This window comes from Pseudoduganella sp. UC29_106 (assembly GCF_044055365.1).
Lineage (GTDB): Bacteria > Pseudomonadota > Gammaproteobacteria > Burkholderiales > Burkholderiaceae_D > Rugamonas.
The window spans coordinates 759620-772415 of record NZ_CP171977.1 but is presented as its reverse complement, the minus strand read 5'-3'; the positions used below and the strand labels follow the sequence as shown (position 1 = coordinate 772415).

General features: G+C 61.5%; 13 protein-coding genes and 3 pseudogenes. 5 read left to right on the top strand and 11 right to left on the bottom strand.

What is annotated here, in order from left to right; translation table 11 throughout:
- Window positions 1-177 precede the first annotated feature (177 nt).
- From ACHMW6_RS04230 to ACHMW6_RS04200, 7 genes and pseudogenes are all read right to left on the bottom strand, one after another.
- Window positions 178-1041: pseudogene (locus tag ACHMW6_RS04230) on the bottom strand (cytochrome c oxidase subunit 3).
- 38 nt (window positions 1042-1079) lie between these two features.
- On the bottom strand, window positions 1080-1265 hold the full coding sequence (locus tag ACHMW6_RS04225; protein ID WP_395405826.1) for a DUF2970 domain-containing protein: 186 nt from the start codon (window positions 1263-1265) through the stop codon (window positions 1080-1082).
- A 9-nt stretch (window positions 1266-1274) separates the two neighbouring features.
- The gene (locus ACHMW6_RS04220; RefSeq protein ID WP_395405824.1) at window positions 1275-1838 is read right to left on the bottom strand and encodes a cytochrome c oxidase assembly protein; all 564 of its coding nucleotides are present in this window, start codon (window positions 1836-1838) and stop codon (window positions 1275-1277) included.
- A 1-nt stretch (window position 1839) separates the two neighbouring features.
- On the bottom strand, window positions 1840-1956 hold the full coding sequence (locus ACHMW6_RS04215; protein WP_395405822.1) for a cytochrome oxidase small assembly protein: 117 nt from the start codon (window positions 1954-1956) through the stop codon (window positions 1840-1842).
- Window positions 1957-2014: 58 nt separating this feature from the next.
- Window positions 2015-3619 (bottom strand): cytochrome c oxidase subunit I, encoded by a 1605-nt coding sequence (gene ctaD, locus ACHMW6_RS04210; protein ID WP_395405820.1) that lies wholly within the window; start codon window positions 3617-3619, stop codon window positions 2015-2017.
- Window positions 3620-3632: 13 nt separating this feature from the next.
- A pseudogene (gene coxB / locus ACHMW6_RS04205) lies at window positions 3633-4858 on the bottom strand (cytochrome c oxidase subunit II).
- A gap of 340 nt (window positions 4859-5198) precedes the next feature.
- Window positions 5199-6121, bottom strand: a pseudogene (locus ACHMW6_RS04200) (methyltransferase domain-containing protein).
- A 26-nt stretch (window positions 6122-6147) separates the two neighbouring features.
- On the opposite strand from ACHMW6_RS04200, the gene ACHMW6_RS04195 reads away from it, so the two are divergent.
- The 3 genes from ACHMW6_RS04195 to ACHMW6_RS04185 all read left to right on the top strand — a co-directional run bounded on the left by ACHMW6_RS04195 (window position 6148) and on the right by ACHMW6_RS04185 (window position 8355).
- Window positions 6148-6906 (top strand): phosphoribosyltransferase family protein, encoded by a 759-nt coding sequence (locus ACHMW6_RS04195; protein ID WP_395405818.1) that lies wholly within the window; start codon window positions 6148-6150, stop codon window positions 6904-6906.
- Between the two features lies 1 nt (window position 6907).
- Complete coding sequence (gene trmL, locus ACHMW6_RS04190; protein WP_395405816.1) at window positions 6908-7378, top strand: tRNA (uridine(34)/cytosine(34)/5-carboxymethylaminomethyluridine(34)-2'-O)-methyltransferase TrmL; 471 nt, start codon at window positions 6908-6910, stop codon at window positions 7376-7378.
- A 104-nt stretch (window positions 7379-7482) separates the two neighbouring features.
- Window positions 7483-8355, top strand: a complete 873-nt coding sequence (locus ACHMW6_RS04185; protein ID WP_395405814.1) for an REP-associated tyrosine transposase — start codon at window positions 7483-7485, stop codon at window positions 8353-8355.
- 123 nt (window positions 8356-8478) lie between these two features.
- On the opposite strand, the gene ACHMW6_RS04180 is transcribed toward ACHMW6_RS04185, so the two are convergent.
- From ACHMW6_RS04180 to ACHMW6_RS04165, 4 genes are all read right to left on the bottom strand, one after another.
- Entirely contained in the window at window positions 8479-8664 is a 186-nt protein-coding gene (locus ACHMW6_RS04180; protein WP_395405812.1) for a hypothetical protein, read from the bottom strand.
- 217 nt (window positions 8665-8881) lie between these two features.
- Window positions 8882-9163: a hypothetical protein gene (locus ACHMW6_RS04175; RefSeq protein ID WP_395405810.1), complete on the bottom strand. Its 282-nt coding sequence runs from the start codon at window positions 9161-9163 to the stop codon at window positions 8882-8884.
- Between the two features lie 12 nt (window positions 9164-9175).
- Window positions 9176-9655: an adenylyltransferase/cytidyltransferase family protein gene (locus ACHMW6_RS04170; protein WP_395405808.1), complete on the bottom strand. Its 480-nt coding sequence runs from the start codon at window positions 9653-9655 to the stop codon at window positions 9176-9178.
- 3 nt (window positions 9656-9658) lie between these two features.
- Window positions 9659-10840: a PilT/PilU family type 4a pilus ATPase gene (locus ACHMW6_RS04165; protein WP_395405806.1), complete on the bottom strand. Its 1182-nt coding sequence runs from the start codon at window positions 10838-10840 to the stop codon at window positions 9659-9661.
- A gap of 98 nt (window positions 10841-10938) precedes the next feature.
- On the opposite strand from ACHMW6_RS04165, the gene ACHMW6_RS04160 reads away from it, so the two are divergent.
- Entirely contained in the window at window positions 10939-11877 is a 939-nt protein-coding gene (locus ACHMW6_RS04160; protein ID WP_395405804.1) for a hydrogen peroxide-inducible genes activator, read from the top strand.
- Between the two features lie 34 nt (window positions 11878-11911).
- Window positions 11912-12787 (top strand): 4-hydroxybenzoate octaprenyltransferase, encoded by an 876-nt coding sequence (gene ubiA, locus ACHMW6_RS04155; protein WP_395405802.1) that lies wholly within the window; start codon window positions 11912-11914, stop codon window positions 12785-12787.
- Window positions 12788-12796 lie beyond the last annotated feature (9 nt).

The window sequence follows — 12796 nt, the reverse complement described above, 5'->3', positions numbered from 1 at the left end:
GGCACGGCGGATCAATGATCCGCCCGTACGCTGTGTTGGCTTCACCGGGCCCAAAGGGCTGTAGGCGGATCATTGATCCGCCGCAGTTCCGCCAATAACGCAAAAAAAGCCGCAGCGTGTGCTGCGGCTTTTTGTTGGGCATGCACGACTGTGTCAGCCGCGCATTATACCCTCGTATTACATCCAGTACACGACCACGTACAGGCCCAGCCAGACCACGTCCACGAAGTGCCAGTACCAGGCGGCGCCTTCGAAGGCGAAGTGGTGTTCCGGGGTGAAGTTGACCCTTCATCACGCGGTACAGCACGACGGCCAGCATGATCGCGCCCATGGTCACGTGGAAGCCGTGGGAAGCCGGTCAGCATGAAGAAGGTCGAGCCGTAGATGCCGGAGGTCAGCTTCAGGTTCAGTTCATGGTAAGCGTGGATGTACTCATACGCCTGGAAGCCCATGAAGATTGCACCCAGCAGCACGGTGGCGGCCAGCCAGAAGGCGGTCTTGCCGCGCTTGCCCGCTTGCAGGGCGTGGTGCGAGATCGTCAGCGTCAGGCCGGAGGTCAGCAGCAGCGCAGTGTTGATGGTCGGGATCGGGAACGGGCCCATGGTGGTGAAGCTTTCCACGGTGCCGGCAGGACCCACGCCGCCCCACAGGGCTGCGAAGTCAGGCCAGATCAGCTTGTGATCCAGGTCGCCCAGCCACGGCATGGTGATGGTGCGGGCATAGAGCAGCGCGCCAAAGAAGGCGCCGAAGAACATGACTTCGGAGAAGATGAACCAGCCCATCGACCAGCGATAGGAGATATCGATGCGCTTGCTGTACATGCCGCCTTCGGACTCGGCGATCGCGTCGCCGAACCAGAAATACAGCACCACCAGCGTCATTGCGATGCCGATCAGGTTGACGGCCATACCCCAGGATGCGTCATTCACCCAGGCGGAGGCGCCGATCATGGTCACCAGCAGGGAGATACCTCCCAGCATCGGCCACTTGGAGGGACCAGGCACGAAGTAGTACCGGTGCCGCGGCGTTATTCGAACTCATTTTCATCTCCTAGAAACTGTATCCGTGAACTGCACAAATTACTTTAATACGACAAACTTGACGACCGAAATCAGCAAGCCAATGAAGATCGCAACGCCTATCAGGGCAGCGACGATCACGTGGATGGGGTTCAGCTTTTCCGCATCCTTGTCAAAATCGCCTTTGCGACGCAGGCCGAAGAACGACCAGATTACTGCCTTCATCGAATACAAGAACGATCCCATCTGTCCTCCTTAGTTGGCGGCCGTCTTGTTATCCAGACCGGCTGCTTCAATAAAGGTGTACGACAGGGTGATGGTGTTCACGCTCTTCGGCACCGCCGGATCGATATAGAACACCACGGGCATCTGTTTCGCCTCATTCGCCTTCAGTACCTGCTCCTTGAAGCAGAAGCACTCGACCTTTTTGAAATGCGGCGTTACCTCCATCGGCGTGTAGCTCGGGATGGCCTGGGCCTTCACCGTGCGCGGCACGCTGTTTACTACTTCGTACACCACCGTCGTCAGTTCGCCGGGATGCACGGTCACGCTGTTGGTGGTGGGACGGAAGCGCACATTGCCCTGCACATTGCTCGTCAGCTCCACCGTGATACTGCGGCTCTTGTCGACCTGGGTATTCTTCACCGGGTCGACGCTGCCTGGCTTGCCATCGATCAGGTTCAGACCGAGGACTTCGCACAAATGCTTATAGACTGGAATCAGCGCATAACCGAAGCCGAACATCATCACCGCGACGACCAGCAGTTTGCCGAGCATCCTGACGTTGTTGCTAACATCCTTGCTGCGATCGCCGCTCATTTCAATGATGTCCCAGGATGTACTGCTTGCCGATCACGGAAACAAAGAACACTAGCGCAATCGACAGCAGGATCAGCGCCAGGCGCAGATTGTTGTTCGGCTTCTTCGGGTCAGACATGGTGCTTCCAATCAGGAGCGGCAACGGCAAGCCGTACCGCCCCAAAGGTGTTACTCGATTACTTCACGGTCGGCGGTACTTCGAAGGTGTGGAACGGCGCCGGCGACGGCACGGTCCACTCCAGGCCTTCAGCGCCATCCCAAGGCTTGTCCGCAGCCGGCTTGCCGCCACGGATGGTCGGCAGCACGACGACGAACAGGAAGAACACCTGCGACAGACCGAAACCGAAGGCGCCGATGGAGGCGATCGTGTTGAAGTCCGTGAACTGCGCCGGATAGTCGGCGTAGCGGCGCGGCATGCCTGCCAGGCCCAGGAAGTGCATCGGGAAGAAAGTGATGTTGAAAGTGATGATCGACAGCCAGAAGTGCGCCTTGCCCATCGTTTCGTTGTACATATGGCCGGTCCACTTCGGCGACCAATAGTAGAAGCCGGCGAACAGGGCGAACAGGGAGCCTGCCACCAGCACGTAGTGGAAGTGCGCCACCACGTAGTAGGTATCCTGCAGCTGGATGTCGATCGGGGTCACTGCCAGGATCAGGCCGGTGAAGCCGCCCATGGTGAACACGAAGATGAAGCCGACCGAGAACAGCATCGGGGTTTCAAAGGTCATCGAGCCTTTCCACATGGTCGCGATCCAGTTGAAGACCTTCACGCCGGTCGGCACGGAGATCAGCATGGTGGCGTACATGAAGAACAGCGGCGAGGTCACCGGCATGCCGGTGGTGAACATGTGGTGCGCCCAGACGATGAAGGACAGGATCGCGATGGAAGCGGTTGCGTACACCATCGACGCGTAGCCGAACAGCGGCTTGCGAGCGAAGGCTGGAACGATCTGCGACACGATGCCGAACGCCGGCAGAATCATGATGTACACCTCGGGGTGGCCGAAGAACCAGAAGATGTGCTGGTACATCACCGGGTCACCGCCGCCGGCAGCGTTGAAGAAGGAGGTGCCGAAGTGACGGTCGGTCAGGGTCATGGTGATCGCGCCGGCCAGCACTGGCATCACGGCGATCAGCAGGTAGGCGGTAATCAGCCAGGTCCAGCAGAACATCGGCATCTTCATCAGGGTCATGCCGGGAGCGCGCATGTTCAGGATGGTGACGATGATGTTGATGGAACCCATGATGGACGAAGCGCCCATGATGTGCATGGCGAAGATACCCATGTCCATGCCGACGCCCATCTGGGTCGACAGCGGAGCGTACAGGGTCCAGCCGGCGGCGGTGGCGCCGCCCGGCACGAAGAAGGACGCGGCCAGCAGGATGGCTGCAGGAGGCAGCAGCCAGAACGAGAAGTTGTTCATGCGGGCGAAGGCCATGTCCGATGCGCCGATCTGCAGCGGGATCATCCAGTTCGCGAAGCCCACGAAGGCCGGCATGATGGCGCCGAACACCATCACCAGGCCGTGCATGGTGGTCAGCTGGTTGAAGAACTCAGGCTGGAAGAACTGCAGGCCCGGCTTGAACAGCTCGGTGCGGATCATCAGCGCCAGCACGCCGCCGGACAGCAGCATGATGAACGAGAACCACATGTACAGGGTACCGATGTCCTTGTGGTTGGTGGCGAACAGCCAGCGGCGGAAGCCTTCCGGATGATCGTGTGCGTGATCGTGGTCGCCGTGGTGGGCGTGATCGTGTGCGTGATCGATAGTCGTGCTCATGTAATGCTCCTAATTACTTGCGCGCAGCCACAACTTCGGCTGGTTGAACGATGTTTTCCGCTGGCTTGTTCGACCAGGAGTTGCGGGTGAAGGTGATCACAGCCGCAATATCGGTATCCGACAGTTGCTTCCATGCCGGCATTTCGGACGGGAACTTGCCGACTTCTTGCCATGCAGCAGGACGTCGATCTGGCCGGCTTTCGGGCCGTTCACGACTTCAGAGCCATCCAGGGCAGCGAAGGCGCCCGGCACACCCTTGCCGTTTGCCTGGTGGCAGACAGCGCAGTTGGCGGTGTAGACTTTTTCGCCCTTGGTTTTCAGTTCGTCGATGGTCCAGGTCTTGTTAGGATCGTCCGCCAGGGCAGCCATTTCCTTTTTCTTCTTGTCGACCCAGGCGGTGTACTCTTCGGCGGTCACAACGCGCACCACGATCGGCATGAAGGCGTGCTCCTTGCCGCACAGTTCAGCGCAGTTGCCGCGGAAGGTGCCGGTGTGCTCGGACTTGAACCAGGTGTCGCGCACGAAACCAGGGATTGCATCCTGCTTCACGCCGAAGGCCGGGATCATCCAGGCGTGGATCACGTCGTTCGCGGTGGTCACGATACGGACCTTCTTGTTGACCGGGACAACCACTTCGTTGTCGACTTCGATCAGGTAGGTGTCGCTGCGCTTCTCGGTCGGAGCAACGCCGGGCGCGCCCACTTGCGAGCGCGGGGTGGCCAGGTTGGAGATGAAGGAGATGCCCTCGCCTTCGCCCTTCAGGTAGTCATAGCCCCACTTCCACTGCATGCCGGTAGCCTTGATGGTCACGTCGGCGTTGGAGGTGTCCTTCATGGCCACCACGGTGCGGGTCGCCGGCAGGGCCATGCCGATAACGATCAGGAAAGGCACAACGGTCCAGGCGATTTCGACGGCGGTCGATTCGTGGAAGGTGGCAGCCTTGTGGCCAACCGATTTGCGGTGCTTGAAGATGGAGTAGAACATCACGCCGAAGACGGCTACGAAGATGCACAGGCAGATGATCATCATCAGAGTGTGCAGGCTGTAGATCTCAGAGGCGATGTGCGTTGCCGGTGCCTGCAGGTTCAACTGGTTCACCATCGGACCGCCGGTGCCACCGGTGGCCGCCTGATACGTACCAGCAGCCGCTGGTGCTGCGTCTGCCGCCCACGCCGGCATTCCGGCGGATACAGCGGCCAGTCCGAGCATCAACGATTGAAGTCGCTTCGCAAGTTTCATGTTTTCCCCAACCACCCAAAAATAAAGAAATTTTCATCACTGCGCGGGCCGGTCTCCAGGTCCGCCGTGCGCTAAACAGCTAAAGGCCCCATGCCGGCACCCCGTCAAAATTTAATTTGAGGGAGAACCGTGCTGGAACCTTGACATCGCCGCAAGTGACCCAACATCACCGTTGGCGCTGCGTTTTTCTGCTTTTCTGCCTGTCTTTGCCTGCTTCTTTCGTTCGGCAGGATGAAGTAATGGCAAAATTAGTCAAGGATTATAATCAGCAACCCTATCTTTCATCAAGGGAAAATGCCCTTGACACGTGGTATGCCGCCTGCGTTTTCCCTCTGTCTGCCTAATTTTTAGGCTTGCGCGGCAGGTCGAAACGAATGATCGCCTCCCCATCCTTTGTCATGCGCGCCTGCGGCCGGAAGGCATGGCCATATATCACTTCAAAAGTCAGCGCCAGCTTGCCATCGGCACGGCGCTGGCGTTCGAAAGCCTGCAGCAGGCGCGTGTGCGCCGCCCGGCCCAGCAGACCCCGGCGCCGCGTGCCCAGCGGATTGCCGCCCAGGGCGCGCACATCGGCCAGCAGCTTCTGCGGCGTCTCGTAAGTCACCGTTATCTTTTCCATATCCATCACCGGCGTGGCAAAGCCGGCCTCCACCAGCTGGTCGCCGAAGTCGTGCATGTCGACGAACGGCAGGGTGTGCTGCGCCAGGTCGATCTCGGCGAAGGCGGTGCGCACTTCCTGCATGGTGTCCGGGCCGAAGCAGGAAAACATCAGCAGGCCATTCACGCGCAGCACGCGGCGCCACTCGGCGAACACGCGGTCCGGTTGCGGATGCCAGTGCAATGCGAGGTTGGACCAAACCAGGTCCAGCGAGTTCTGGCCCAGCGGCAGCTCGGCCAGGTCGCCGCATACCAGGTCGATGCCGGACCTGGCCGGCAGGATGCGCGCGATCAGCTGGTTCAGGGCCGACTTGCCGCCCTGCCCCTGCGCCACCTGCAGCATGGCGGCTGATGCGTCCAGACCCAGGATCTGGGCGGCGGCATAGGATTTTTGCAAGACTGGCAGGTCCTGGCCGGTGCCGCAGCCGGCGTCCAGCACGCGCTGGGGATTCAGTTTGACCAGTTCCAGGCGCTCGTGCATGCGGGAAGCGATTTCGCGGCGCAGAAATCGGCGCCGGCGCTGCGGGCGGGGTCGGCAAACAGGGTGCGGACACGATCCAGGTCAATAGGCGCGCTCAGCTTCGGCGGATTGGCGGGGACTTGCATATTTATTATTGGTGCGGAATGGGATAATGTGCCAGTTTACCTGCTCGGGGAAAAACGCGATGGCCGGCGGTTTGATGTCCCTATTGCTGCCATGTGATTGCGCGCTGTGCACGGCGCGTGGTACGGAGCTGCTGTGCACCGCCTGCCGCCTGCAATTCTTCGGTCCGGCCGCGGGTGTGGCACGCTGTCCGGTATGCGCCAATCCCTTGCCGGCGGGCTGTCCCGCGGGGCTGCCCTGTGCCCGGTGCCTGTCCGCGCCGCCCTCGTATGACGCCACGCTGGCGGCCGGGTCCTACGATATGCCGCTCGACCGGCTCGTGCTTCAGCTAAAATTCGGCGCCCGGCTGGCGCATGGGCGGCTGTTCGGGGAATTGCTGGCGGCTTCTGTTGCGCGTTCCGGGCTTGCCCGGCCCGCCCAGCTCTGTCCGGTGCCGCTCGGTTCAGCCCGGCTCGCCGAGCGGGGCTACAACCAGGCGCTGGAAATTGCCCGTCCGCTGGGGCGTTTGCTGGGGATTGCGGTCGCGCCGCGCTTGCTGAGCCGGGTGCACGATACCAGCGCGCAAAGCCGCCTGGCCCCCGGCACGCGGCGTGCCGATATAAAGCACGCCTTCGCCGTGCCCGACCGGGCACTGGTGGAAGGACGCCATATCGGCGTGGTTGACGATGTGATGAGCAGCGGCGAAACGCTGGAGGAAGTGGCCGCTACGCTGAAGCGGCATGGCGCCGCGCGGGTCAGCAATTACGTGTTCGCGCGCACACCGCCGCATAGTTATCAGGAGAATTAACTTGTTTCATGTCGTACTGGTCAATCCAGAAATTCCGCCGAACACCGGCAACGTGATCCGCCTGTGTGCCAACACGGGCGCCCAGCTGCACCTGATCGAACCGCTCGGCTTCGAGCTCGACGACGCCAAGCTCAAACGCGCCGGCCTGGACTACCACGAGTATGCGCGCATGAAAGTGCACAAGGACTGGGCCGCCTTCCTGGCGGACGTGCAGCCCGCGGCGGAGCGCATGTTCGCCATGACCACGCACGGCTCCCGCCCCTTTGCCGAGCTCGCCTTCCAGCCGGGTGACGTCTTCGTCTTCGGCAGCGAAACGCGCGGCCTTGCCCCCGAGTTCCGCGAAAGCTTCCCCACCGCCCAGCGCATCCGCCTCCCCATGCAGCCCGGCAACCGCAGCCTCAACCTCTCGAACACGGTCGCCGTCGTCGTCTACGAAGCCTGGCGCCAGCACGGCTACCCCGGCGGCGCCTAAACCCTGGGGTAAACCCTGGGGTCAGATCCGACATTCGGACACGGCCCCATCCATTCCTAGCGCTAAATCAAGGTATTTAAGCCCGGCGTGCTTAAGCTGTGGCAATGACAAGGCCACTTCGCATCCAATATCCCGGCGCCATATATCACGTCACGTCGCGCGGCACCCGCCGGGCTGCCATCTATCGGGAGGATCGCGATTACCACATCTGGCAGGATCTCTTGGGCGAGACCGCAGCGCGCTACAACTTCGGCATCCACGCCTTCTGCCAGATGCCGAATCACTTCCACATGCTGGTCGAAACGGCGGACGGCAATCTCGCGCAGGGAATGCGGCATCTGAATAGTCGCTACGCACAGCGGTTCAATTACCGCTATCGCAGTTGCGGACCGGTGCTGCAGGGCAGGTATCACTCGGTGCTGATCGAACATCAGTCGCAACTGCTCGAAGTGGCGCGCTACGTGGTACTGAACCCTGTCCGGGCAAGGCTCGTGCGCCACGAAGCGGAATGGAAATGGAGTAGCCATCCTTACCTGCTCGGACGCTTGCCCGCGCCAACATGGCTGACGTCCCAATGGCTCCTCAGCCAGTTTGGCAGCAAAGCGGCAAAAGCACTTGCCGCCTATATCCGCTTTGTTGAGCAAGGACATGGCCGCCCCGATCCTCTTGCCACGGCGCGGTCGGAAGTCGTCCTGGGTCGCACGCCGGACGACCTCGCGCTTGCCGCATCAGATTCATGTCTGCAGGGCACATCCAAACGCGCACGCCGCACGCTGGCGGCTTCGTTGTCCGAATACGCGGCCAAGTATCCTGAACGCAATGAAGCAATGGCACTGGCCTACTTCACGACTGTTTATTCCATGCGAGAAATAGGCGAATTTTTCGACGTTTCAGAGAAGACGGTAAGCCGCGCCGTGCGTGAATGGGAGGCTTTAGCGGCAGGTAAGGCCGGGCTCGTGTCCGAATGTCGGATCTGACCCCAGGGTGGGCAATTGTGTTGGCAGGGGGGAGGGAAAAGTCGTACAAATACGGCAGGGAGGCTGGCTCATGTTCGACATGGATTTGCCGTGGTGGGAGTTCATGCTGCGCGCGGCGATTATCTACGGCGCGCTGCTGATCATGGTGCGCCTCACGGGCAAGCGCACCGTCGGCCAGTTCACGCCTTTCGACCTGCTCGTGGTCATGCTGCTCAGCGAGGCGGTGTCGCCGTCGCTGTCCGGCGGCGACGAGTCCATCTCGGGCGCGCTGATACGGGCGGGAACCCTGATCGTGCTGAACGTCGTCATCGCCGTCATCACCGCCTACAGCGGCAAGGCCGCCAGGCTGATCGAGGGCACGCCGGTGCTGCTCGGCCGCGATGGCCGCATCTTCGAGGACGTGGTGCGCAAGTCCCACGTGGCCAAGGGCGACGTGGAACAGGCGCTGAGGGGAAAACGACTGCCCGCTCGAGAAAATGAAGTACGCCTTCCTCGAGGCGGACGGCAAGATCACCATCCAGCAGAACTAGTCCTTCGGCCAGACGAAGCCAATGTGCTTGCGCTCCAGGCCGGACATCACCACCTTCACGAAGCGGTTCGGTATATAGAATTCGGCTTCGAACGCCGATCCGTCTTCCTTGTTCCTGCATTCGATCACTGCGTGGAAGAAGGCGCGGTCCGGCGTGGCCTCCTTGCAGTACAGGTATTTGCCCGCGGGCCCGTCGCTCCAGTACTCCTTCAGGGGCAACTCCAGCTCCGCCATGCCCTCTTCCGTCAGCAGGATGCCGAAAATTCGCGCGCTTGCCATATGTCCTCCAGGTCAGGTGAACATGCGCACCTTCGCCAGCAGCTTGGTGGTCGAACGGTCATGTTCGAAATCGATGGCGACAGCCTTGCCGCCGTAAGTCAGCACCGCCTTCCCTTCCGGGATGGCCGTCATATCGTAGTCGCCGCCCTTCGCGTATATCTCGGGGCGCGCTTCCAGCACCACTTCCAGCGCCGTGTCTTCCTCGAACGGCACCACCAGCGACACCGCTTCCAGCGCCGCCAGCACCGCCAGCCGGTCCTCGCAGGCATTCAGCGGACGGTCGTCGCCCTTGCCCAGGCGCTTCACCGAGGCATCGGTATTCGCCGCCACCACCAGCGACGCGCCCAGCTCGCGCGCCTGCGCCAGGTAGGTCACGTGGCCGCGGTGCAGGATGTCGAACACGCCATTGGTCAGCACCACCGGCTTGGGCAGGGCGGCCACCCGCGCAGCCAGCTCGGCGCGCGTGCAAATCTTGTCTTCAAACTTCGGCATTGCTTATTCTTCTTCCTCTTCTTCATCCACCTGCATGCTCAATTCGCCGGGACCGTGCCCGCCGCCGCCACCGTCATCGGGGCTCTTGCGCGTGCCGCTCAGCTTGATCTGCAGGCGCAACTGGTTGGCCGAGTCGGCATTGCGCAGCGCCTCTTCATAGGCGATATAGCCTTTATTATAGAGTTCGTACAGCGCCTGGTCGAAGGTGCACATGCCCAGCTCGCGCGACTTGTGCATGATTTCCTTGATGGCGTGGAAGTTCCCCTTGAAGATCATTTCGGAAATGGTCGGGGTATTCAGCAGGATCTCGATCGCCGCCTTGCGACCCTTGCCGTCTTCGGTGCGGATCAGGCGCTGCGACACGATGGCGCGCAGGTTGGACGACAAATCCATCAGCAGCTGGTTGCGCCGCTCTTCCGGGAAGAAGTTGATGATGCGGTCCATGGTCTGGTTGGCGTTGTTCGCGTGCAGGGTGCCCAGGCACAGGTGGCCCGTTTCGGCAAACGCGATCGCGTGCTCCATGGTTTCCGTATCGCGGATTTCGCCGATCAGGATCACGTCCGGCGCCTGGCGCAGCGTGTTTTTCAGCGCATGGTGCCAGCTTAGGGTGTCCACGCCCACTTCGCGGTGCGTGATCAGGCAGCCCTTGTTCTTGTGGACGTATTCCACCGGGTCTTCCACGGTGATGATGTGGCCCGCCGAGTTGGCATTTCGATAATCGATCATCGCCGCCAGCGTGGTCGATTTGCCGGAACCCGTGCCGCCCACCACCAGCACCAACCCGCGCTTGGTCATCACCACTTCCTTCAGCACTTCCGGCAAGTCCAGCTTCTCGAAATTCGGGATTTCGGAGGCGATGGTACGGATCACCATGCCCACCGCCTGCTGCTGCACAAAGACGTTGACGCGGAAACGGCACACGTCCGGCAGCGAGATGGCGAAGTTGCATTCGAGTTCGGTTTCGAACTCGCGCCGCTGCTTGTCGTTCATGATGGCGTAGGCCAGCGCGCGGGTCACATCCGCCGTCAGGCGCTGCTGGCTGAGCGGCCGCATGGAGCCTTGCGACTTGATACTGGGCGGGAAATCGGCTGAAATGAACAGGTCGGAGCCGCCGACCTGGTGCATGGCCTTCAGCAGCTTGTGGATATAGGACTGGGCTTCTTCGTGCCCAAGTGTGGATGACATGCGTGCACCTCGCTAGTACGGTTGTGGCTCATTATAGCCAGACCCTATCACTCAAACGGAGCATTGCATACGGGCATTTCGTGTGTTCAAATGAGTCTATGACCCTGACCGAACTCAAATACATAGTCGCTGTTGCGCGCGCGAAACACTTCGGCCATGCCGCCGAAGCCTGTTTTGTCGCCCAGCCGACCTTGTCTGTGGCGATCAAGAAGCTCGAAGACGAGCTCGGGGTGGTCTTGTTCGAGCGGGGCGGCGCCGAGATTTCCGTCACCCCGCTGGGCGCCCAGATCGTGGCCCAGGCCGAGCGCGTGCTGGAACAGACGGCCGCCATCAAGGAACTGGCCAAGCAGAATAAAGACCCGCTGGCCGGCCCCCTGCGCCTCGGCGTCATTTATACCATCGGCCCCTACCTGCTGCCGCCGCTGGTCAAGGCGATGATCGAGAAAACGCCGCAGATGCCGCTGATCCTGCAGGAGAATTTCACCGTCAAGCTGCTGGAATTGCTGCGCCAGGGCGAACTGGACGCGGCCATCATGGCCCTCCCCCTTCCCGAGCACGGCATGGCCAGCCAGCCCCTGTATGACGAACCATTTGTGGTCGCCATGCCACGCCAGCACCCGTGGGCGGTGCGCGAGCGCATTCCATCGGAAGACTTGAAACAGGAAACCATGCTCTTGCTGGGCAATGGACATTGCTTCCGCGACCAGGTGCTGGAAGTCTGCCCCGAAATGGCGCGCTTCGCCACGCCGGGCAATGGCATGCAGCGCACCTTCGAAGGCTCGTCGCTGGAGACGATCCGCCACATGGTGGCCAGCGGCATCGGCCTGACCGTGCTGCCGCGCGCGTCCGTGCCGGATATGGAAGGCCGCGACGGCATGCTGGCCTTCCGCTACTTCGAAGACCCCGAACCTTCGCGCCGCGTGGTCATCGTGTGGCGCAAAAGCTTCACCCGCAAGGCGGCCATCGACGCCATCATCGAAGCCGTGGCCCAGTGCCGCCTCCCGGGCGTTACCACGCTCAACGGCTACGCCGGGTAAAATACGGGGCTGTCGTCATCAAGCCGAGATTCCCGTGCAAGCCACCGCCCAGCCCCTCAGCCGCCTCCAGCTTTATTTCCGCCTCGTCCGCCTGGACAAGCCCATCGGCACCGTGCTGCTGCTGTGGCCGACGCTGGGCGCCCTGTGGCTGGCCTCCGGCGGCGTGCCCGACCTGAAACTGCTGCTGATCTTCACGCTCGGTACCTTCCTGATGCGCTCGGCCGGCTGCGCCGTCAACGATTACGCGGACCAGGACTTCGACCGTCATGTGAAGCGCACTGCCGAGCGCCCCATCACCTCGGGCCGCATCAGCGGCAAGGAAGCGCTGGCGATTGCGGCCGGCCTGTCGCTGATCGCTTTCCTGCTGATCCAGCCGCTGAATGCACTGGTTAAACAATTGTCCGTGGCGGCCCTGGTGCTGGCCGGCACCTATCCCTATTTCAAGCGCTTCTTCGCCATTCCCCAGGCTTACCTCGGCATCGCGTTCGGCTTCGGCATTCCGATGTCTTTTGCCGCCGTTCAAAACGACGTGCCGCTGTGGGCATGGATTCTTCTGCTGGGCAATGTGTTCTGGGCCATCGCCTATGACACGGCCTATGCCATGGTGGACCGCGACGACGATCTGAAGATCGGCATCAAGACGTCCGCCATCACTTTCGGCCGGTTCGACGTAGCCGCCATCATGCTGTGCTACGCGGCGCAATTCATCATCTGGATCGCGGCGGGACAACATTTCGACCTGGGCCCGGCTTATTACGCGGGCGTAGCGGTCGCAGCCGGCTGCGCGGTGTATCATTATTTCCTGATCCGCGGACGCGAGCGTGCGCCTTGCTTTACCGCGTTCCGCCACAATAACTACCTGGGCGCGGCGGTGTTTGCCGGCATTGCGCTGGATTACGCGCTGCGTTGATGACACTGT